This window comes from Variovorax sp. 38R (genome assembly GCF_014843395.1).
GTDB lineage: Bacteria > Pseudomonadota > Gammaproteobacteria > Burkholderiales > Burkholderiaceae_C > Variovorax > Variovorax paradoxus_H.
Map to the genome: position 1 here is coordinate 2,798,720 of NZ_CP062121.1, position 20,888 is coordinate 2,819,607.

The 20,888-nt window shown below is 68.3% G+C and carries 18 protein-coding genes; 6 read left to right on the forward strand and 12 right to left on the reverse strand.

The features are described 5' to 3' along the window. Positions 1 to 149: 149 nt before the first annotated feature. From IG196_RS12715 to IG196_RS12730, 4 genes are all read left to right on the forward strand, one after another. On the forward strand, positions 150 to 851 hold the full coding sequence (locus IG196_RS12715) for a pirin family protein (RefSeq protein WP_192196446.1): 702 nt from the start codon (positions 150 to 152) through the stop codon (positions 849 to 851). Positions 852 to 912: 61 nt separating this feature from the next. Then, the gene (locus tag IG196_RS12720) at positions 913 to 1,338 is read left to right on the forward strand and encodes a DoxX family protein (protein WP_180288689.1); all 426 of its coding nucleotides are present in this window, start codon (positions 913 to 915) and stop codon (positions 1,336 to 1,338) included. Positions 1,339 to 1,416: 78 nt separating this feature from the next. Further along, positions 1,417 to 1,968 (forward strand): flavodoxin family protein, encoded by a 552-nt coding sequence (locus tag IG196_RS12725; protein ID WP_101492856.1) that lies wholly within the window; start codon positions 1,417 to 1,419, stop codon positions 1,966 to 1,968. Between the two features lie 35 nt (positions 1,969 to 2,003). Next, a complete protein-coding gene (locus tag IG196_RS12730) occupies positions 2,004 to 2,927 on the forward strand; it encodes a pirin family protein (protein ID WP_192196447.1) in 924 nt (307 codons plus the stop codon). Between the two features lie 15 nt (positions 2,928 to 2,942). Here the strand turns inward: IG196_RS12730 and IG196_RS12735 are convergent, their stop codons facing one another. After that, positions 2,943 to 3,728 (reverse strand): sulfurtransferase, encoded by a 786-nt coding sequence (locus IG196_RS12735; protein WP_192196448.1) that lies wholly within the window; start codon positions 3,726 to 3,728, stop codon positions 2,943 to 2,945. A 61-nt stretch (positions 3,729 to 3,789) separates the two neighbouring features. On the opposite strand from IG196_RS12735, the gene dnaE reads away from it, so the two are divergent. Both dnaE and IG196_RS12745 read left to right on the forward strand, forming a co-directional pair. Beyond that, entirely contained in the window at positions 3,790 to 7,308 is a 3,519-nt protein-coding gene (gene dnaE, locus IG196_RS12740) for a DNA polymerase III subunit alpha (protein ID WP_192196449.1), read from the forward strand. A 95-nt stretch (positions 7,309 to 7,403) separates the two neighbouring features. Next, positions 7,404 to 7,775, forward strand: coding sequence for a YgiW/YdeI family stress tolerance OB fold protein (locus IG196_RS12745; RefSeq protein ID WP_180839055.1), 372 nt, complete (start codon positions 7,404 to 7,406; stop codon positions 7,773 to 7,775). On the opposite strand, the gene IG196_RS12750 is transcribed toward IG196_RS12745, so the two are convergent. The 11 genes from IG196_RS12750 to IG196_RS12800 all read right to left on the reverse strand — a co-directional run bounded on the left by IG196_RS12750 (position 7,759) and on the right by IG196_RS12800 (position 20,882). Next, a complete protein-coding gene (locus IG196_RS12750) occupies positions 7,759 to 12,978 on the reverse strand; it encodes an AAA domain-containing protein (protein WP_192196450.1) in 5,220 nt (1,739 codons plus the stop codon). The genes IG196_RS12745 and IG196_RS12750 overlap by 17 nt on opposite strands. Further along, the gene (locus IG196_RS12755) at positions 12,975 to 14,222 is read right to left on the reverse strand and encodes a SprT-like domain-containing protein (RefSeq protein ID WP_192196451.1); all 1,248 of its coding nucleotides are present in this window, start codon (positions 14,220 to 14,222) and stop codon (positions 12,975 to 12,977) included. The genes IG196_RS12750 and IG196_RS12755 overlap by 4 nt, the downstream gene beginning before the upstream one ends. 91 nt (positions 14,223 to 14,313) lie before the next feature. Then, entirely contained in the window at positions 14,314 to 15,237 is a 924-nt protein-coding gene (locus tag IG196_RS12760) for a cell envelope integrity protein TolA (RefSeq protein ID WP_192196452.1), read from the reverse strand. Positions 15,238 to 15,240: 3 nt separating this feature from the next. Continuing rightward, positions 15,241 to 15,678, reverse strand: a complete 438-nt coding sequence (locus IG196_RS12765) for an ExbD/TolR family protein (protein ID WP_070060386.1) — start codon at positions 15,676 to 15,678, stop codon at positions 15,241 to 15,243. A gap of 34 nt (positions 15,679 to 15,712) precedes the next feature. Continuing rightward, on the reverse strand, positions 15,713 to 16,435 hold the full coding sequence (tolQ, locus tag IG196_RS12770) for a protein TolQ (protein ID WP_099796642.1): 723 nt from the start codon (positions 16,433 to 16,435) through the stop codon (positions 15,713 to 15,715). Continuing rightward, positions 16,432 to 16,890, reverse strand: a complete 459-nt coding sequence (ybgC, locus tag IG196_RS12775) for a tol-pal system-associated acyl-CoA thioesterase (protein ID WP_192196453.1) — start codon at positions 16,888 to 16,890, stop codon at positions 16,432 to 16,434. Before ybgC ends, tolQ begins: the two co-directional genes overlap by 4 nt. Beyond that, positions 16,887 to 18,074 carry a pyridoxal phosphate-dependent aminotransferase gene (locus IG196_RS12780; protein ID WP_192196454.1) on the reverse strand — a complete coding sequence of 396 codons (1,188 nt, stop codon included), beginning with the start codon at positions 18,072 to 18,074 and terminating at the stop codon, positions 16,887 to 16,889. Before IG196_RS12780 ends, ybgC begins: the two co-directional genes overlap by 4 nt. Then, complete coding sequence (nusB, locus tag IG196_RS12785; RefSeq protein WP_192196455.1) at positions 18,071 to 18,601, reverse strand: transcription antitermination factor NusB; 531 nt, start codon at positions 18,599 to 18,601, stop codon at positions 18,071 to 18,073. Before nusB ends, IG196_RS12780 begins: the two co-directional genes overlap by 4 nt. Continuing rightward, positions 18,598 to 19,059 (reverse strand): 6,7-dimethyl-8-ribityllumazine synthase, encoded by a 462-nt coding sequence (gene ribH, locus IG196_RS12790; RefSeq protein ID WP_101492866.1) that lies wholly within the window; start codon positions 19,057 to 19,059, stop codon positions 18,598 to 18,600. The genes nusB and ribH overlap by 4 nt, the downstream gene beginning before the upstream one ends. Before the next feature lie 6 nt (positions 19,060 to 19,065). Beyond that, positions 19,066 to 20,220 (reverse strand): bifunctional 3,4-dihydroxy-2-butanone-4-phosphate synthase/GTP cyclohydrolase II, encoded by a 1,155-nt coding sequence (gene ribBA, locus IG196_RS12795; RefSeq protein ID WP_099796647.1) that lies wholly within the window; start codon positions 20,218 to 20,220, stop codon positions 19,066 to 19,068. After that, entirely contained in the window at positions 20,217 to 20,882 is a 666-nt protein-coding gene (locus IG196_RS12800) for a riboflavin synthase (protein WP_192196456.1), read from the reverse strand. The genes ribBA and IG196_RS12800 overlap by 4 nt, the downstream gene beginning before the upstream one ends. Between the last annotated feature and the right edge of the window lie 6 nt (positions 20,883 to 20,888).

The window sequence follows — 20,888 nt, forward strand, 5'->3', positions numbered from 1 at the left end:
CGTTCAAATAATTTGAATGATGCCATCAAAACCGGGCGTCTTTCAGCGGGGGATGGAAGCCCAAAATTCTTCTCATCCGCTGCGCATCCGGCGCGGCCCACGACGAAAGCCCCGGTGCCCGAACCGGGTGGGGCAGCAAGGAGTTCGATATGTTGAAAGTACGCAAATCTCAGGAGCGCGGTTATGCCGACCATGGCTGGCTGCGCTCGTTCCACAGCTTTTCCTTCGCGGGGTACTACGATCCGGCCTTCATGGGCTTCGGCAACCTGCGGGTGATCAACGAAGACCGCGTGGCGGCGGGCGCCGGCTTTGGCACCCACGGCCACCGGGACATGGAGATCATCAGCTACGTGCTCTCGGGCGAACTCGCGCACAAGGACAGCATGGGCAACATCGAATCCATTCCGCCGGGTGACGTGCAGCGCATGAGCGCCGGGCGCGGCGTGATGCACAGCGAGTTCAACCACAAGGCGGACGAGACCACGCACTTCCTGCAGATCTGGATCGAGCCCAAGGAACGCGGCATCGCCCCCGGCTACGAGCAGAAGCAGTTCAGCGACGCCGAGAAGCGCGGCAACCTGCGCCTCGTGGCCTCGCCCGACGGCCGCGACGGCTCGGTGACGGTGAACGCCGACGCGCGCCTCTTCGCCGGCCTGTTCGACGGCAGCGAAACCGCAAGCCTGGCGCTCGACCCGCAACGCAAGAGCTACGTGCACTTGGTGCGCGGCGCGCTCGAAGTCAACGGCCAGAAGCTCGTGGGCGGCGACGCCGCGATGCTCGAAGGCGAATCGCAACTCACGCTCGGCGCGGGCACCGATGCCGAAGTGCTGGTGTTCGACCTGGCGGCCTGAGACGGCGTCTTTTTCTTCTTTGTTTCCCTGTTCCTTCCATAACCACCGAGGAGTTTTCACCATGGCCATTTCCACCACAACCACCGCCCCCAACGCCGCCCAGGACACGCTGGCACTCATCGGCCGCGTGCTGCTCGCTGCGCTGTTCGTGCCCGCCGGCTTCGGCAAGCTCATGGGCTTTGCCGGCACCGTGGGGTACATCTCCTCGGTGGGCGCACCGCTGCCGCAGGTGGCGGCGGTCATCGCGATCGTCGTGGAGCTGGGGCTCGGCCTGTTGCTGCTGGTCGGCTTCAAGACGCGCGTGTCGGCGATCGTGCTGGCGATCTTCACCGTGGCCGCGGCTGTGCTGTTCCACAACTACTGGGCCATGCCCGCCGACAAGGCCTTCGTGAACCAGCTGATGTTCTTCAAGAACATCGCGATCGCAGGCGGTCTGCTGGCTTTCGCTGCCTTTGGCGCCGGTCGCTTCAGCATCGATAAAAAGTAAGCTCGCTTCCCTCCAGGCCGCGCGCACCTCGTGGGCGCGGCCTGCTGACTTCATCGCTTCTTTGAGGAAACTTGTTTCATGGCAAACATCGTCGTTGTCTTCCATTCCGGCTACGGCCACACCCAGCGCGTGGCCCAGGCCGTGGCCGACGGGGCGGGCGCGCAACTGCTCGCCATCGACGCCGACGGCAACCTGCCGGCCGATGGCTGGGAGACGCTGGCCGCGGCCGACACGATCATCTTCGGCTCGCCGACCTACATGGGCGGCGTGAGCTGGCAGTTCAAGAAATTCGCCGATGCGTCGTCGAAGGTCTGGTACACGCAGGGCTGGAAAGACAAGCTCTTCGCCGGCTTCACCAACAGCGCCACGATGAACGGCGACAAGGTCACGACCATGACCTACCTGTGGACGCTGGCCATGCAGCACAGCGGCATCTGGGTCAGCATGGGCATCCTGCCGACCAACAACAAGGCGGCCACGCGCGATGCGATGAACTACGTCGGCGGCTACGGCGGCCTGCTCACGCAATCGCCCTCGGACGCGAGCCCGGCCGAGATGCCCAAGGGCGACCTCGAGACGGCACGTGCCTTCGGCGAGCGCGTGGGTGCAGTGGCAAGATCACGCGCATAACGCCCCCACCGAACTTCGCCCACAAGGACCTCACGATGACCGACACCATCCCCGAAATCCAATTGCTGCGACCCCACGACAAGGACCTGGGCGGTGGCTTCAACGTGCGGCGCGTGCTGCCGGCGGCGCAGCGCCGCTCGGTCGGGCCCTTCGTGTTCTTCGACCACTTCGGTCCGGCCACCGAGCAGCCTGGCAACGCGCACGACGTGCGGCCGCATCCGCACATCGGCCTGTCGACCGTCACCTATCTGTTCGAGGGCGCGATGATGCACCGCGACAGCCTCGGCAGCGTGCAGGAGATCCAGCCCGGCGCCATCAACTGGATGACCGCGGGGCGCGGCATCGTGCACTCCGAGCGCAAGCCCGAGCGCCTGCTGGCCGACACCTACGTCAACCACGGCCTGCAGCTGTGGGCCGCGCTGCCGCAGGCCCATGAAGAGGTCGAGCCCAGCTTCGAGCACACGCCGGCCGAGGCGATTCCCGAGCTGACGGTGCAGGGCGTGCCGGTGCGCGTGCTGGTGGGCGAGGCCTTCGGCGTGCGCTCGCCGGTGAAGACGCTGGCGCAGACGGTCTACCTGGACATCGCGCTGCCGGCCGGCGGCCGTTTCGAGCTGCCCGCGTTGGCACCCGAACTGGCGGTCTACATGGTCGATGCCGATGCGCAGGTGAACGGCGAGCCGGCGCCCGCCCACACGATGGCGGTGCTGCCCGAGGGGCAGGGCGCGGTGTTCACCGCCGACACGGCGGTGCGCCTCATGGTGATCGGCGGCGAGCCGCTCGATGGCCCGCGCTACATCACCTGGAATTTCGTTTCGAGCCGCCGCGAGCGCATCCTCGAAGCTGGCGGCGACTGGGCCGCGCAGCGCATGGGCCAGGTGCCCGGCGAGACCGAGTTCATCCCGCTGCCGGGCAAGCCCTTCGGCGTGCGCGAGCCCGACGTCGGCACCACGCCGGTCTGAACCCGCGCGCGTTGCTTACTGCTTGATGCCGAGGTCCGGGTCTTCCGAGGCCCGGGCGCTGGCGTCGGAGGCGCGCGCGCTGAGGTCGGGCGCCAGGGCCCGGCGACCGTCGAACACGAAGCAGTCGCCGTGGTAGTGCGCGCCGCCGACGTCCTCGAAGTACTTGAGGATGCCGCCTTCGAGCTGCAGCACGTGTTCCACGCCTTCCTCGCGCATGAGGATGGCCGCCTTCTCGCAGCGGATGCCGCCGGTGCAGAAGCTCACCACGGTCTTGCCTTCGAAGTCGGCGCGGTGCGCCTTCAGTGCGGGCGGGAATTCGGTGAACTTGGTGATGCGCCAGTCGATCGCGCCGTCGAAGGTGCCTTCGTCGACTTCGAAGTCGTTGCGCGTGTCGAGCATCACGATCTCGCGGCCTTCGTCGTCGTGGCCCTGGTCGAGCCAGCGCTTGAGCGTGGGCGCGTCCACACCGGGCGCGCGGCCGGCGGCGGGCTGGATCGCCGGGTGGTCCATGCGGATGATCTCGCGCTTGAGCTTCACCAGCATGCGCCGGAAGGGCTGCGTGGCCGACCAGCTTTCCTTGGTTTCGAGGTCGGCAAAGCGCGCATCGGCGCGCAGGTCGGCCAGGAAGGCATGGATGGCCTGCGCCGGCCCCGCCAGAAACAGGTTGATACCTTCGGGCGCCAGCAGGATGGTGCCCATGAGGCCCAGGGCCTGCGCGCGGTCGCGCAGGGTCTCACGCAGCACGGGGCTGTCGTTGATGCCCACGAACTTGTAGGCGGCGATATTCAAAATCTCTTGCACGGGGCGGGATTGTAGGGATCGCCACACCACATCGTGGAGGGCGGCTTCCTACAATCGACGGATGTTTGTTCACCTGCGTCTGCACACCGAGTTTTCCGTCGTCGATGGCACGAATCGAATCGACGAAGTCATCAAGGCCGCCGCTGCCGACAAGCAGCCCGCGCTGGCCATCACCGACCTGAACAACCTGTTCGGGACGGTCAAGTTCTACAAGCAGGGCCGGGGCAAGGGCGTCAAGCCTGTCATCGGCGCTGAAATCTTCATCGACGGGCTGGGCAAGGAGCCCGGCGCGCTGACCCGCCTCATCCTGCTGGTGCAGAGCATCGAGGGCTACCTCAACCTGTCGGAGCTGCTGGCCCGCGCCTGGACGCAGAACGTGAGCCGCGGCCAGTCGCAGGCGGCCTGCAAGCTCGAATGGCTGCAGGAGCTGCAGGGCGGCCTGATCGCGCTGTCGGGCGCACAGGCCGGGCCGCTGGGCCAGCCGCTGCTGCAGGGCCAGGAAGAGCGCGCCGCCGAGCTGGCACTGCAACTCGCGGGCATGTTCCCGCACCGTTTCTACATCGAGCTGCAACGCGCCGGCCGACCGGAAGACGAGCCGCACGTGATTGCCGCGGTGAAGCTCGCGGCCCGCCTGAAGCTGCCGGTGGTCGCCACGCACCCGGTGCAGTTCGCCGAGCGCCAGGACTACGAAGCGCACGAAGCGCGCGTGTGCATTTCCGAAGGCGAAATCCTGGGCAACCCGCGCCGCGTGCGTAAGTTCACCGAAGAGCAGTACTTCAAATCGAGCGCCGAAATGCAGGCGCTGTTCGCCGACGTGCCGAGCGCGCTGGCCAACACGGTCGAGATCGCCAAGCGCTGCAACCTCACGCTGGTGCTCGGCAAGCCGCAGCTGCCCGACTTCCCCACGCCCTTCATCAGCGAAGGCGTGCGCATGCCGATCGGCGAGTTCTTCCGCCAGGAATCGTTCGACGGGCTGGAGGTGCGGCTCAAGCACCTGTTCCCCGACGAAACCAAGCGCGAGGCCGAACGGGCGCGCTACGTGGAGCGCCTGGAGTTCGAGATCAACACGATCCTGAACATGGGCTTCCCCGGCTACTTCCTGATCGTGGGCGACTTCATCAAGTGGGCCAAGGAAAACGGCTGCCCCGTGGGCCCGGGCCGGGGCTCGGGTGCGGGCTCGCTCGTGGCCTATGCGCTGAAGATCACCGACCTCGACCCGCTCGAATACAAGCTGCTGTTCGAACGTTTCCTGAACCCCGAACGCGTCTCGATGCCCGACTTCGACATCGACTTCTGCCAGGGCAACCGGGACCGCGTGATCGACTACGTGAAGGACAAGTACGGCCGCAACGCCGTGAGCCAGATCGCCACCTTCGGCACCATGGCCGCACGCGCGGCCATCCGCGACGTGGGCCGCGTGCTGGACATGAGCTACATGTTCTGCGACGGCATCAGCAAGCTGATTCCGAACAAGCCGGGCATGTCGGTCACGCTGCAATATCCGCCCGCGACCAAGATCGAAGGCGACAAGAACAACTACGCCATCGAGATGGAGCCGCAACTGGCGGAGCGCATCGAGAAGGAAGAAGAAGTCCGCATGCTGGTCGAGCTCGCACAGAAGCTCGAAGGCATGACCCGCAACATCGGCATGCACGCCGGCGGCGTGCTCATTGCGCCGGGCAAGCTCACCGACTTCTGCCCGCTGTACCAGCAGCCCGGCAGCGAATCGGCGGTGAGCCAGTACGACAAGGACGACGTCGAAGCCATCGGCCTCGTGAAGTTCGACTTCTTGGGTCTTGCGACGCTCACCATCCTGGAGATTGCGCGCGAGTTCATCATGAAGCGCCACAAGGGCCAGGAGAACTTTGCGTTCGAGAACATCCCGCTGAACGACGGGCCGACCTATCGGTTGTTCTCCGACGGCAAGACCGAGGCCGTGTTCCAGTTTGAATCGCGCGGCATGCAGGGCATGCTGAAGGACGCGCGGCCCACGCGCCTGGAAGACCTGATCGCGCTGAACGCGCTGTACCGTCCGGGCCCGATGGACCTGATTCCCAGCTTCGTGGCGCGCAAGCACGGCCGCGAAGACGTGGAGTACCCGCACCCGGCCGTGGCCGAAATGCTCTCCGAGACCTATGGGATCATGGTCTACCAGGAGCAGGTGATGCAGACCGCGCAGATCCTGGGCGGCTACTCGCTCGGCGGCGCCGACTTGCTGCGCCGCGCGATGGGCAAGAAGAAGCTCGAGGAAATGGCCGAGCACCGCGAGAAGTTCCGCGCGGGCGCCCTGGCCACGCACGGCATCGTGCAGGACAAGGCCGACGAAATCTTCGACTTGATGGAGAAGTTCGCGGGCTACGGCTTCAACAAGTCGCACGCCGCCGCCTACTCGCTGCTGGCGTACCACACGGGCTGGCTCAAGGTCCATTACACGGCCGAGTTCTTCTGCGCCAATATGACCGTGGAAATGGACGACACGGACAAGCTCAAGCTCTTGTTCGAAGACGCCCAGAAAAACTTCAACATCACCTTCGAGCCGCCGGACGTGAACCGCGGCAACTACCGCTTCGAGCCCGTCACCAACCGGATCATCCGCTACGGCCTGGGCGCCGTGAAGGGCACGGGCCAGCTCGCGGTCGAGGCGGTGGTGCGGGCGCGCGAAGAGGGCGGGCCGTTCAAGAGCCTGTACGACTTCTGCGTGCGCATCGACCGCCAGCGCATCAACAAGCGCACGGTCGAAGCGCTCATCAAGGCCGGCGCGTTCGACGCCATCCAGCAGAACCGCGCGTCGCTCATCGCCTCGGTTGACCGTGCCTTCGAGTTCGCCAGTGCTACCGCGGCCAATGCCTCGCAGGTCGACATCTTCGGCGACTGCGAGCATGGCTCGGCCACGCAGGAACCTGACCTCGTCGACGCCACGCCCTGGGGCGTGAAAGAGCGCCTGACCTTCGAGAAGACGGCGGTCGGCTTCTATCTGTCGGGCCACCTGTTCGACGAGGTTGCGCACGAGGTGCGGCGCTTCTGCAAGCGCGAGATCGGCGACCTGCTCGACAGCCGCGACCCGCAGGTCATTGCCGGCATCGTGAGCGACTTCCGCGTCATCAACGGCCAGCGCGGCCGGCTGGCGATCTTCAAGCTCGACGACAAGTCGGAGTCGATCGACGCCACGGCCGACGAGGCGCTCATCAACGCCAACCGCAACACGCTGAAGGACGACGAGCTCGTCATCGTGAGCGGCAAGCTGCAGCCCGCGCGCGGCGGCTTCGAGGCGCGCTTCCAGGTGCAGCAGGTGTGGGACCTGGCCTCGGCGCGCTGCCGCTTCGGCAAGTTCCTGCGCGTGGCGGTCAACGGCAAGGTGCCCGAGATCGCGCGCCTCCTGAAAGACTTTCCGGCGCGCACCGAGCAGACCGAGGTCGGCGACCTCGTGCACGGCCTGCCCGTGCGCCTGTCGATGGCGCGGGGCGGGGCGCAGGTCGAGCTGCAACTGGGCGAGCGCGCCAAGTTCTTCCCGACCGATGCGGCGCTTGCGAGCTGGACCGCGCAGGCCGAAGCGGGCAAGGCACAGGTCATCTACGATTGATCGGACCGCGCGAGCTTGGGGAACCCGCAGGCCTGCGCGCGGTCCATCTGTCTGTTGCAACCTGGCCTTGGGCCACTCACAGGAGAAAAGACCGCATGCATTTCAAGAAGATCTTCAAGACCACCGCGTTGATGTTCGGCGTGGCGCTGCCCATGGCCGCGGCCTGGGCCCAGTATGCCGGCCCGACGTCGGTGCCGAACCTGACGGTCAAGCAGCTGCTCGAAACCGGCCAGGACGACCAGCACGCCACGGTGCGCGGCTTCATCGTCTCGCACGACGGCGGCGAGCACTACACCTTTGCCGACGACACGGGGCGCCTGAAGGTCGAGATCGACGCCAAGTACTTCCCGCCGGGCGTGAAGATCGACGACAAGGTGCGCGTCGAGCTCAGCGGCGAGTTCGACAAGGACCGGCTCACCGGCAAGACCGAACTCGACGTCAAGCGCGTCATCACCGTCCTGCGCTGACCCCGGCCTTTTTCCCGAGCGCCTGTTCGACCTGGTCGAGCACGGCCCCGGGGGCGTGCAGCCAGTCCTTGGCCAGCACCTGCATCACCTGCCAGCCGAAAGCATCGAGGATGCGCGGGCGCGAGACGTAGCGCTCCAGCACGTTGTGGCGGTGGCCGTCCTGCGCCGCGCCGTCCACGAGGATGCCCAGCGCGTAGTGGCCCTGGCCCGATGCGCGCACCGCGAGGTCGCAGCGAAAACGCGACTGACCCACCTGTTCGTCCACCGCATGCCCGCGTGCGCGCAGCGCCTGCGCGATCTGCGCCGTGACGTCGTCCGTGCGCGCCTGCCGCGCCACGTGGCCGCGCGCGAGCGGGTTCATGCCTTCGAGCACGCGCCGCGCCGTGTCCTCGTCGCCGCGTGACAGGCACTCGGCATAGCGCAGGAAGTTCTTCAGCGCCGCCGCGCCTTCGTTGTGGTCGTTGGTGATCGCCTCGTGGCGGATGGTCGAGACCACCGCCATGTGATGCTTGGCGCGGCTGAAGATCACGTTCAACCGCTTCTCGCCGCCGCGCTGGTTGATGGGGCCGAAGTTCATCAGCATGCGGCCCTCGGGGTTGGGGCCGTAGCAGATGCTCAGGATGATGATGTCGCGCTCGTCGCCCTGCACGTTCTCCAGGTTCTTGATGAAGAGGCCGCAGAACTGGTCGTCTTCCTCGCGCACGTACTCGGCTTCGAGCCGCGCCGCAAAGTCGGCATCGACCGCACCGAGCGCGTTCAGCTCTTCCTCGATCTCGCCCTGTTGCGCTTCGGAGAACGCCACGATGCCCAGGCTGCGCCCGGTCTCGCGCTGGAGCAGCTCGCGCACCAGCTGTGCGATGTGGCGCGCCTCGCCGTCGTTGATGCGGTTCTCGTACACGGCGTCGGCCACGCGGTGGAAGCTGATGGCGCGTGAGAGCAGGGCGTCGACCTGCGCCTTCACGGACTCGTCGGTCGGGCTGCGCGACTGCACCACGATCTCGCCGCGCTCGGGCGCGGGCAGGCTGCGGTCGGGAATGGTGTACAGGTTGCCCGCGTAGAAGGCCGCGTTCGAAAAACCGATGAGCGACTCGTAGCGGCTGCGGTAGTGCCAGGCCAGCAGCGTGGCCGGCAGGTTGCGCCCGCCCTGGTTCAAGAGGCTGTCGGCATCGAGCACCACGGCGATGCGTTCACCTTCCTCGCCGTTCTCTGCATCGTCGCCTTCCACGGTGACGGTGTCTTCCTCGGCGTCGCGGCCCGACGAGAAGAAGCTCGTCGGCGGCAGCTGCATCTCATCGCCCACCACGATGATCTGCGGCGCGCGATACAGCGCGGGCACGGCTTCTTCCACTGGAATCTGGCTGGCCTCGTCGAAGATCACCACGTCGAACAGGTCGGCCGTGAGCGGCAGCGTGTCGGACACCGACAGCGGGCTCATGAGCCAGATCGGCTTCATGTCGCGCACCACGCGGCCGGTGTCGCCGCTGGCGAGTTCGCGGATCGCCTTGTAGCGCATGGTCTTGCCGAACTCGTGCTCGAGCTCGCGGCGGCCCGCGTTGTAGCTCTTCTTGAAGACCTTGCCGTCGGCGTCGAGCTGGCTCGCGGGCAGGGCGCTCTTCTGCACATGGTCGCGGAAGCGCTGGCGCACCGCGGCGGCGAGCGTGCGTGCGTTGCGTTCGAGCAGCTTGCGTTCGCCTTCGCCCAGGCGCTGTGCGTGGCGCGCGAGCGTGGCGCCGTCGAAGCGCGGCAGCCAGCGCTCGGTGCGGTAGACACGCTCCAGCCCTTCGCGCGCGACGGCGTACTCGATCGCCTCGGGCGGCAGCGGCAGGGTGCGCAGCGCGGCGGCCACGGCCGGGTCGGCGTCGGCCAGTTCCTGCAGCGGCTGGAGCACGGACGGCAGCGCGTCGGCCTGGTCGCGCAGCGTGCGGGCCAGCGCGTCGAGCGCGTCCAGCGGTTGCGCGCCGGCGTCGTGCAGCAGGTCGTGCCAGAGGGCGTCGAGCGTGTCGACGCGCGGTGCGGCGGCGACGAGCTGTTCGACGCTGCGGCGGGCCGCGTCGGTGCGCAGGTGGACTTGGAACGCCGCGCGCAGGCCGGCGCCGCCGTCGATGCCGCGCATCGCCTGCAGCTGCTGCGCGAAGGCGTCGGCGTCGGTGCAGCCGTAGTCGGCCTCGATGCGTGCCGCCTGCTGGTCGAGCGCGGTGCGCGCGGCCTGTTCGGCGCGCAGGTCTTCGAGGAGCTGGCTGAACTGCGGGCGCACGGCATGCGCGGCGAAGTCGTAGCGGCGCTTGAGTTCGCCCGACAGGCGCCACCACGAGGGCTGCAGCCAGCGCAACAGCGAACCTTGTTGCGCGCGGGCCTGGGCAAGCGCGGCTTCGGTGTCGCCGGGCGAGAGCTTGTCGCGCCAGTGGGCGGTGCGCTGCAGCTGCGCGTCGAGCGCTTGCTGCAACGTGCGCTTGTCGTTCAGGGCGATGCCGAGCGCAAGGCTGCTCGGGTGCGCCGCGTCGAGCAGCGCCAGCTGGCCGCGCGCGGCCAGCGAGGCGACGCTGCGCGCATCGGCCACCACGGCCAGCGCATCGCGCCACAGCACGCCGGCCTCGGCCAGCGGCGGCCAGGCGTCGACCAGCGCATCGCGGCAAGGTGCGCTCAGGTCGATGGCGCGTTCGCTGCGTTCGACCAGCCGCGCGAGTGGTTTCTCTTGCGCGAGCAGCGATGGCGCGAGCTGCGCGAACACATGCTGCGCGAAGCTGGGCGCGCCCAGGCTTTCAGTCACGGCCAGGTGCAGGCGCGACACCAGCTCCGCATGCCGGCGCCAGGCCGCGAAGGCGGGCAATGCTTCGGCCTGCACCGGCGTGAGCGACGGGTCGCTGGCCTTGAGTGCGACGAGCCGCGAGAGCAGTTCGCGCAGCGTCACCGCGATGTGCTCGGGCACGTCGTGCATGGCGGCGTCGAAGCGTTCGAGCGCGCGCAGATCGAGGTCCATGGCGTCGAGCACCTGCGTGCGCTCGGTGCTTTCCTGCGCCAGCGTGCCGGGCGCTTCGAGCCACAGTTCGTAGGTCTTGCGCAGGTTCTGCACGAAGGCCTTCTTGTCGCCCTGCGAGTCGTGAATCATGCAGCACAGCTCGTCCAGCCCCTGCTGGCGCAGGCGGTGGAACACGACGTCGATGGCGGCGCGCTTCTCGCAGACGAACAGCACGCGCTGGCCGCGGCCCACGTAGTCGGCGATCAGGTTGGTGATGGTCTGCGACTTCCCCGTGCCCGGCGGGCCCTGGATGATGTAGCTGGTGCCCGTGCGCGCGAGTGCGACCGCCGCCGTCTGCGTGGCGTCGGCCTGCACCACGGGCCACTGGTCGGCCAGCGGCAGGGCGGGCGGCGTCTCGGCGTCGACGCGGCGCGGCTGCAGCGAGAACACGCGGTCGAAGGCCTCGCTGGCCAGGTCGGATTCGGCCAGGCCCGAGTAGTCGCGCACCAGCGACATCTTGCGGTGGTTGAAGTTGCCCAGCGTCACGGCCGTGAGGTCGATGTCCCACTGGTAGGGGTTGCCGCCGCTGTCGCGCAGCGCGAAGGTCTTGCGCTCGGTGTCATCGGCAGCAGTGGCTGCCATCTGCGGCGCGCGCGGCTGCGGCGCGCCGCCGACGGCCTCGCGCACCGGCAGCGGCACGGGGCGCACGCGCGCATGGAACAGCTGCAGCCCGCGCGGGCGGAAGTCGTCCTGTGCGTAGCTGAAGTCTTGCGAGGCCACCGGCACCGCCGAGGGCGAGCGCACGCGGGTGCGGCGCTTGAACTGTTCGAGCCGCTGGCGCGCGCGCTGGTGCATCACGGCGATCTCGGGCTGCTTCACGAGCCGCAGCTGCACGCCGGGCTCGCTCTGCGCGATCTGCGCCGACAGCTGCGCGTGGAACTGTTCGAGCGAGGTTTCGCGCAGGTCCACCGTCTCGGGCAGCGCGATGCCGTAGAGCTGGCGCAGGTGGTGGCGCAGCGTGGGGTTCACCTGCGCCTCGCTGGCGGAGGCTTCGAGCAGGTACTGGTCGCGCACGCCTTTCTTGCGCGTCAGCTCCACCGGCAGCATCAGCAGCGGCGAGGCGATGCGCTCGGCGCGTTCGGCTTCGCCTTCCTTGAGGTTGTGCCAGCGCAGGAAGGCCACCACCAGCGACAGCTGCGAGAAGCCGTACTCGGCTCGGTCGCGCCGCGCCTCCTGCAGGATGCGGTCGAGCGCGCCCGGCAGGTAGGGCTGGTCTTCGAAGCGCAGCCAGCGCGCCAGCGGCACGGGGTCGCAGCTGGCGATGTCGGCGGCAAAGCGGCCGTCCCACACGCACAGCTGGTCGGTGCGGATGCTGTTCAGGTCGACCACCAGCGGCACGCTGGCGACGGTGAGATTCACATGCGCCTGCGTCGGCTTGAAGTACAGCAGGCGGTTGCGTCGCGACAGGTCGAACAGGCGGTCGCGCAGGTGCAGCTGGATCGCCTGGCGGCGCTGGCCTGCGCCGTCGCGGGCCGGTGCGATGCGGTCCAGGCCGAGGTCGACGGGCTGGTCGCGGTAGGTCTCGAGGCGGCGGATGACCGAGGGCAGGTCGCGCGCGCGCTCGTGGCGGTCGAGCGCGGTCATCTCGAAGATCACGGCGGCCACCACGGGGTGCAGCCGGCGGTTCAGCTCGAACAGGTTGCCGCGGTGCGTGGCGAAGCGGGTGAGGTCGTCGCTGTCGGTGAAGTCGAGCCCGCACGACAGGCTGGCCAGCACCTGGCCCAGGCACAGGATGTCGCCGAGCGCATCGTGGTGGCCCAGGCGCAGCTCCCACGCGGTGTAGCCGGGCAGGTAGACGGGGCGCGTGGGCACCGTGTCGGGCCCGGCATCGGCCATGACCGCGAGGTTTTCGAGCGCGACGCCGGCCTCGGCGTCGACGGTCAGTCGCGTTTCGCCGACCACGCGCAGCACGGAGGCGGCGGGTTGTTCGAGCGGCGCGATGGCCTCGGGGTGGCGGCGCGGCGCGGTGCCGTCGGGCTGGGCCAGCGCCAGCGCGGGTTCGGCGGGCGCGTCGGTCACGCGGTAGGCGAAGGCGCTGCCGAGCGCGGCGACGTTGCCGAGTTCGTGCAGGGCCGAGACCTCGCGCAGCAGCGGCAGCACGAGCTTGAGCACGTCGTCGGTCTGCAGGCCGCCGTGGGTCTCGGCGGTGGCGAGCAGTTGCAGGAGCGGGGCGGGAGCGAGGGTCATGCGGCGGTGGCCTGCGAAGAAGACGACGGGGTGGTGGCGGCCTTGTCGAGCAAGGCGGCGGCGTCGCGTTTGACGCGGGTGAAGTTGCGCTTGGACAGACCCAGGTCTTTCAGCACGCGCTGTTCGAAGGGTTGGGCGCAGTCGAGCGCATCGGCCAGGCCCAGCGCGGCGGCGAGGGTGACGTCGTCCATCTCGGGGTCGGCGGCGACGAAGTCGACCAGCACGCTGGCCAGGTAGTCGTGCAGGCCGGTGGGCGCGGGCTCGGGCGGCGGCATGGCCGACGTGGGCGGCGCGAAGTCGGGGAAGAAGCGGCGCGCATGCGCCAGCAGCGATTCCGACTGCAGCACGGGCCGTTGCAGCAGCTGCGCGAGGGTGCCGCGCGTGAGCGCGCTCACGCGTTGCTGGCCGAGCATGTCGAGCGTGCCCAGGTCGAGCGGGCCTTCGAGCGCGGCGGCCAGCCATTCGTCGGCGTCGTGCTCGCGGCCGGTCCACAGGCGCAGCGCGCGGGCGCGCACGAACACCTCGGGGTGGCTCACGCTGCGCGTCTGCAGCGCCTTGTTGTTGGGGTCGGCGCAGATCTCCTCGGCTTGCGCCAGGTAGCTCGCCACGTTGACCTGCGTGAGGCCGGTCTCGATCTTGATGAGCGCGCTCACGGCGGGCTCGAGCGCGCCGCAGGCCACGCAGCCGCCGCGGTCGGCAAAGGCCTCGGTGTACAGCGCATGGCGCCGCGCGGCCTGCAGGTGGCTCGCATCGGCACGCGGGTCGGCCGCCGTGGCGTGCAGCAGGCGGTCGACGACGTGGTGCTTGCCGCCGTCGCGCTCCCACAGCAGGTAGTGCGCGAGTTCGTGGCCGAGCACGGCCTGGCGCTCGGGGCTCTGCAGCCGTTCGAGCAGCGGGCCCGAGAGCACGATGTGCGCCTCACCCGGCACGACGTAGATGGCGGCATTCATTGCCGCGCCGTCGCCGGACGGGGCCTGGTAGAGCGTGATGCGCGCCGTGACGCCCAGCCGCTGCGCGGCCAGGGTGGCGTCGGCGTGCAGATCGGGGTGCGCCTCGGCGTCGAGCCGGTAGGCGCTGCGCAGCAACTCGGCACGCATGGCGGCCGTGTGTTCTTCGCGCGCTTCGGCGGAGGCGGCCCAGCGCCAGGCCTCGGGTTCGTTCGCCTGGAGGTGAGCCGCGAGCGCCTGCTGGTAGGGCAGCGGCGTCAGGTCTTGGAGGCGAACGGCAGGGAAAGAGTCGACCATGTCAGGAGCGCCAGCAACAATGAGTTGCCGACGATCCTAAACGAGCGGGTGGTGTCGCTTGCAATCACCCACGATGTGGGTGATTGCGGCCTCAGCGCTTGGGCTTGAGCGTGACGATGAGCGACGGGAAGATGCGCCCGTCCGTGTCGCGCGGCAGCTTGTCGGTCTTGCGAAGACCGCGTTCGGCGGCTTCGTCCCAGGCCGGCAGGCCGCTGGACTTGGCGAGCTTGACGCCGACGATGGTGCCGTCGGGTGCCAGCCTCACTTCGAACTCGGCTTCCGGGTTGCCGTTCACGCTGTCGGCATCGGGGAAGGTGATGTTCGGGCGCACGGCGGCGGCGATGCGGCCGGCATAGCCGCTCGACGGGCCGGACGACCGCAGCGCGTTGCCCTTGGCATCGTCGCTGCCGCTGGCACCGGCCATGCCCTGCATGCGCTTGAGCGTCGCGGCGCGGTCGGCAGCCGCCTGCTTGGTGGCCGCTTCAGCCTTCTTCGCTTCGGCCTGCTTGGCATCGGCTTCCTGCTGCTTCTTCTGGTCGGCCAGTTTCTTCTGTTGCTCTTTCTTGCGCTCGGCTTCGTCTTCGGCGCGTTCCTTGGCTTCGAGCTCTTTCTTCTTTTGCTGCTGGCGCTGCTGCTCGAGCTCGCGCTCCTTCTGCGCTTTCTGTTCCTTGAGCTTCTTCTCGCGCTCCAGCGCGATGTCGGGCGCAGGGGCCGGCGCCGGCTCGGGCGGCTTGACGGCTGGCGGAGGCGGCGGGGGGGGCGCGGGCGCAGGCGGCGGCGGTGCAGGCACGGGGGCCGGCGGCTCCGGCACCGACAGGCGCGGGGCGGCCTGCATCACCGTGGTCGACCACAGCTCGGCATCGACCGCGCCGTCGTCGGCTTCGCTGCGCCAGCGCACACCCCACGTGAGGGCGGCGATCAGCAGCGCGTGGGCAATGAGCGCGAGCACCACCGCGCGGGGCGTGCCGCGTTGCGGTGGTGGCGCGAACTCGGGGCGATCCAGGGCGAGCGACATGCCTTATTTGCCGCCCGTGGTCGTGACCGACAGCCCCACGCGCTCGATGCCGCTGCGCTTGAGCTGGTTCATCGCCTTCACGACGGTTTCGTACTTCACCGACTTGTCGGCGCTGATGACCACGGGGCGCTGGGCGTCGCCGCCTTGCGCGGCCTTGGCGGCCGAGCCGATCTGCGTCATGGGAATCGACGCGCCACCGGTGCCGGTGGACGGGTCTTTCTTGATCTGCACTTCGTCGTCGCTCTTGATGACGATCTCGATGGGCTTGTCGGGCTGCTTGTTGGCACGGTCGACCGTCGGCAGGTTGATCACGCTCGGCGTGATGAGCGGGGCGGTGACCATGAAGATGATCAGCAGCACCAGCATCACGTCGATGAACGGGACCATGTTGATCTCGTTGATCGTGCGGCGGCCGCGGCCCCGGGATGAAACGGCGGGCATGTCGTCGCGTCCTTTGTCTTGTGCGCGCCGCTACTTAGCGGTTCGCGGCGGTGACCGAGGCGGCGGGCGTCACGGCGCCGGGGTTGGCCGAGAGGTTGCGCTGCAGGATGTTGGAGAACTCTTCGATGTAGGTCTCCAGGGCGATGGCGATCTTGTCGATCTCGCGCGCAAAGCGGTTGTAGCCGACCACCGCGGGAATGGCGGCGAACAGGCCGATGGCGGTGGCCACCAGCGCTTCGGCAATGCCGGGCGCCACGGTGGCCAGCGTCACCTGCGTGAGCGCAGCCAGGCCGGTGAAGGCATGCATGATCCCCCAGACCGTACCGAACAGGCCCACATACGGCGACACCGAGCCGACGGTGGCCAGGAACGACAGGTTCTGCTCGGCCGCATCGAGTTCGCGCTGGAAGCTCGCGCGCATCGCGCGGCGGGCGCCGTCGAGCAGCGTGGGTGCATCGGTCACATGGCGCTCGCGCAGCTTCTGGTACTCGCGCATGCCGGAGGCAAAGATGCGCTCCATGGGGCCGGCGAACTTGGCGTTTTGTGCCGCCGAGGCGAACAGCTCGTTGAGGCTGGTGCCCGACCAGAACTCGCGCTCGAAGTCTTCATTGAGCACACGGATGCGCTTGAGGGAAAAGTACTTGCGGATGATGGCGGCCCAGCTGGCGACCGACACGATCACCAGGAGCAGCACGACCAGTTGCACCACGAAGCTGGCGTGGAGCAGGAGATTGATGATGGAGAGATCTTGGTTCATGGCTTGAAAGGTTGAGTCATGGAGCCGCTGGAGTGCTCGAGGGTTCCCGAAACTTGGGCCGGAATGCGCGCAGGGCGCAAGGTGGCGGCGTCCACCCAGCCGATGCGGATCGTGCCTTCGCACAGCAAGACCGGTGCCGCGGCCCCGGTGCGTTCTTGCTCTGTTTTTGATAGCACGCGCTGACCGATTATCAACGACGCAGTGCCCAATTGTCGGAGCTCGGCTGTAACCAGCAGTTCGTCGTCCAGCCGCGAGGGCCGATGGTATTTGAGCTGCGTTTCGCTCACCACGAACTGGCCGCCGGTGGCTTCCTTGAGCTCGCGCTGCTCGACGCCCAGGGAGCGCAGCCACTCGGTGCGACCGCGCTCCATGAACTTCAGGTAGTTGGCGTAGAACACGATGCCGCCGGCATCGGTGTCCTCCCAGTAGACGCGGATCGGAAACTCGAAACTCATTGCGCGATCATGGCCCGCAGGCGCTCGACCGATTCCTGCAGGTGTGCCATCGAACTGGCGGTGGAGAAGCGCACGAACTTCGCGGTTTCGGCGGTGCCGAAGTCGCGACCCGGCGTCACGGCCAGGTGGGCGCGCTTCATGGTCTCGAAGGCGAAGTCCCAGCTGCCAGAGATGCCGAGTTTGTCGGCCACGCTGGTGCAGTCGGCCCAGGCGTAGAACGCGCCGTCGGGCACCACGGGCACGTTCAGGCCGAGCGCATTCAGTTGCGGAATGAACCAGTCGCGGCGCGCCTTGAACTCGGCGCGGCGGCGTTCGTACTCGGTGATGCTCTCGGCCTCGAAGCAGGCCAGCGCGGCGTACTGCGACACCGTGCTCGCGCAGATGAAGAGGTTCTGCGCGAGGCGCTCGACCACCGGCACCAGCACCTCGGGCACCACGAGCCAGCCAAGGCGCCAGCCGGTCATGTTGAAGTACTTGCTGAAGCTGTTGATGCTGATGACGTTGTCGTCGATGGCCAGTGCCGTCTGCCCGAAGGCGTCGTCGTGCGAGAGGCCCAGGTAGATCTCGTCGATCAGCGTGATGCCGCCGCGCTGCGACACCACCTCGTGGATGCGGCGCAGTTCGTCGGGCGCGATCGAGGTGCCGGTTGGGTTGGACGGCGAGGCGAGCAGCACGCCGCGCGTCTTGTCGGTCCATGCGGCCTCGACCTTGGCGGCGGTGAGCTGAAAGCGCTCTTCGGCCGTGGTTGGGATCAGCACGGCCTTGCCGTCTGCCGCACTCACGAAGTGGCGGTTGCAGGGGTAGCTCGGGTCGGGCAGCAGGATCTCGTCGCCCGATTCGATCAGCGCGAGGCAGGCCAGCTGCAGCGCGGCCGAGGCGCCGGCCGTGACGACGATGCGGCGGGCCGGCACGTCGACGTTGAAGCGCTGCTTGTACCAGCCGCTGATGCGTTCGCGCAGGTGGTCCAGGCCGGTGGCCTGCGTGTACTGGGTGGCGCCGGCGCGCACGGCGCGGGCGGCGGCTTCCTGCACGAGGGGCGGGGCGGTGAAGTCTGGCTCGCCGATGTTCAGGAAGATCATTGGACGGTCGGTGTGGGCCACTTCGCGGGCCAGCACGCCAGCGGCTTTCGCCACCTCCATCACGTAAAACGGTTCGATGCGCTGCGCGCGCGTCGAGATCCTCATGGGCGCGCCTTGCCCGACGCCCGGTCGGCTTCGACTTCGAGCGGACGCAGCTGCGGCGCCAGGCCGTTGAGCACGGCGTTCACGTACTTGTGGCCGTCGGTGCCGCCGAATTCCTTGGCGAGTTCGATGCACTCGTTGAGCACCACGCGCCACGGCACGTCGGGGCAGTTCTGGAACTCGTACACGCCGATCCACATCACGGCGTGCTCGACGGGCGAGATTTCCGTGAACTTGCGGTCGAGCAGCGGCAGGATCAGCGCGTCGAGCTGCTCGGCGCCGTTGATCGAGCCGTGCAGCAGCGCGTCGTAGTGCGCCGCGTCGGCCTTGTGGAAGCCCGCGAGGTCGCGCGTGAAGTGGTCGATGTCGGTCGGGTCGTTGCGGCCCACCAGGTGCTGGTAGAGCGCCTGCAGCGCGAACTCGCGTGCGCGGCTGCGGTTCGACTTGGCCGCGGCCTTGCGAACGCCCGTGCTCGTGAGGCCGGTGCGCGACTGGCGGGATTTGGCGGACTTGGAGGTGTCTTCGGTCATGAAAGGGTGGCCAGCAGTTGTGCCATCTCGACCGCCACCTGGGCTGCGTCGCGGCCCTTGTCGGTCTGGCGGGCGACGGCCTGTTCGAGGTTTTCGGTCGTGAGGATCGCGTTGGCGATGGGCAGGCGGTAGTCGAGCGCAACGCGGCTCACGCTCGCGCCCGATTCGTTGGCCACCAGTTCGAAGTGGTAGGTCTCGCCGCGGATGATGCAGCCCAGCGCCACGAGCGCGTGGTAGCCGCCGCGCTCGGCGAGCGCCTGCAGCGCCACGGGCACTTCGAGCGCGCCGGGCACCTGCACATGATGGATGTCGGACGCAGCCACGCCGAGCGCTTCGAGCTCCGACAGGCAGGCCGTGGCCAGCGCGTCGGTGATGTCGGCGTTGAAGCGCGCCTGCACGATGCCGATGCGCAGGCCTTTGCCGTTGAGCGTGGTCGCGCCCTTGTTTGAACCTTGCATGGTCGTTCAGTCTTTCGTGAGGTAACCGGCGATTTCGAGGCCGAAGCCGGCGGCCATGCTCGGCATGCGACGCGGCGCGCCGAGCAGGTTCATCTTGTGCACACCGCATTCCCGCAGGATCTGCGCGCCGATGCCGTAGTTGCGCAGGTCCATGCGGCCGCGCTCGGGGGCTTGCGCCGGGCGCGCGGTGCCGTCGAATTGCGACAGCAGCTCGGCTGCGCTTTCGCCGCAGTTCAGCAGCACGGCCACGCCCTTGCCTTCGTTCGCGATGTGCGAAAGGCTGGCGTCCAGGCTCCAGGAGTGCATCGGGCGGTTGACTTCGAGCGCGTCGAGCACCGACAGCGGCTCGTGCACGCGCACCGACACCGTGTCTTCGGGTGCCCACTGGCCGCGCACCAGTGCGAGGTGCACGCCGCGGCTGGGCTTGTCGATGAAGGCGTGGGCCGTGAAGGTGCCCCAGTTGGTCTGGATCTCGCGGCAGCCGACTTTTTCGACCAGCGACTCGACGCGGCTGCGGTGCTCGATGAGCGCGGCGATGGTGCCGATCTTGAGGCCGTGCTCGGCCGCGAAGATCTGCAGGTCGGGCAGGCGGGCCATCGTGCCGTCTTCGTTCATCACTTCGCAGATCACCGAGGCGGGCGAGCAGCCGGCCATGGCGGCGAGGTCGCAGCCGGCTTCGGTGTGGCCGGCGCGCATGAGCACGCCGCCGTCCACTGCCTGCAGGGGGAAGATGTGGCCGGGCTGCACCAGGTCGGCGGCCACGGCGTTGCGCGCCACGGCGGCCTGCACGGTGCGGGCGCGGTCGGCGGCCGAGATGCCGGTGGTCACGCCTTCGGCGGCTTCGATGGAGACGGTGAAGGCGGTGGAGTGCTTGGCGCCGTTACGCTGGACCATCGGCGGCAGCTGCAGCCGCTCGCACATCTCGCGCGAGAGCGTGAGGCAGATCAGGCCGCGCGCGTGGCGTGCCATGAAGTTGATGGATTCGGCGGTGATGTGGTCGGCCGCGATGACGATGTCGCCTTCGTTCTCGCGGTCTTCCTCGTCCACGAGGATGACCATGCGGCCGGCGGCCAGCTCGGCCACGATGTCTTCGACCGGGGAGATCGGTGCGGGCGCACGGTCGGCGCGGGAGGCGCCGATCGGCGTGACGGAGGCGTTCATTCGGCGGTGTCCTTGGAATACGTGGAAGTCTGGGGCACCAGGACGCCGGCCTGGAGCATGCGCTCCACGTACCGCGCCACGGTGTCGATTTCGAGGTTGACCTTCGAGCCGGCCGACAGGCCGCCGAGGGAAGTGTTGTCCACGGTGTGCGGGATCAGGTTGATGCTGACCTCGGCGCCGTCGGCAATGTCGGCCACGCTGTTGACCGTGAGGCTCACACCGTTGATGGTGATCGAGCCCTTGTAGGCCAGGAAGCGTGCGAGCGCGGGCGGTGCGACCACGCGCAGCTCCCAGCTTTCGCCGACCGGCGCGAAGAAGCTCACCGTGCCGATGCCGTCCACGTGGCCCGAGACGATGTGGCCGCCGAGGCGGTCGCTCGCTCGCAGGGCCTTCTCGAGGTTGATGCGGCTGCCTTCGTCGGTCAGGCCGGCCGTCTTGTCGAGGGACTCCGCGGAAATGTCGATGGTGAATTGCCCGCGTTCAGGTGCGAGCGTGGTGACCGTCATGCAGGCGCCGTTGAGCGCGATGCTGTCGCCGAGCCCGACGTCGTCGAGGTAGCCGTCGGGCACCTCGATGCTGAGTCGCTTGCCGTAGGAGGAGGAGGTGCCGAGGTCGTGGATGGCGGCGATGCGCCCCACGCCGGTGATGATTCCGGTGAACATTCGCAC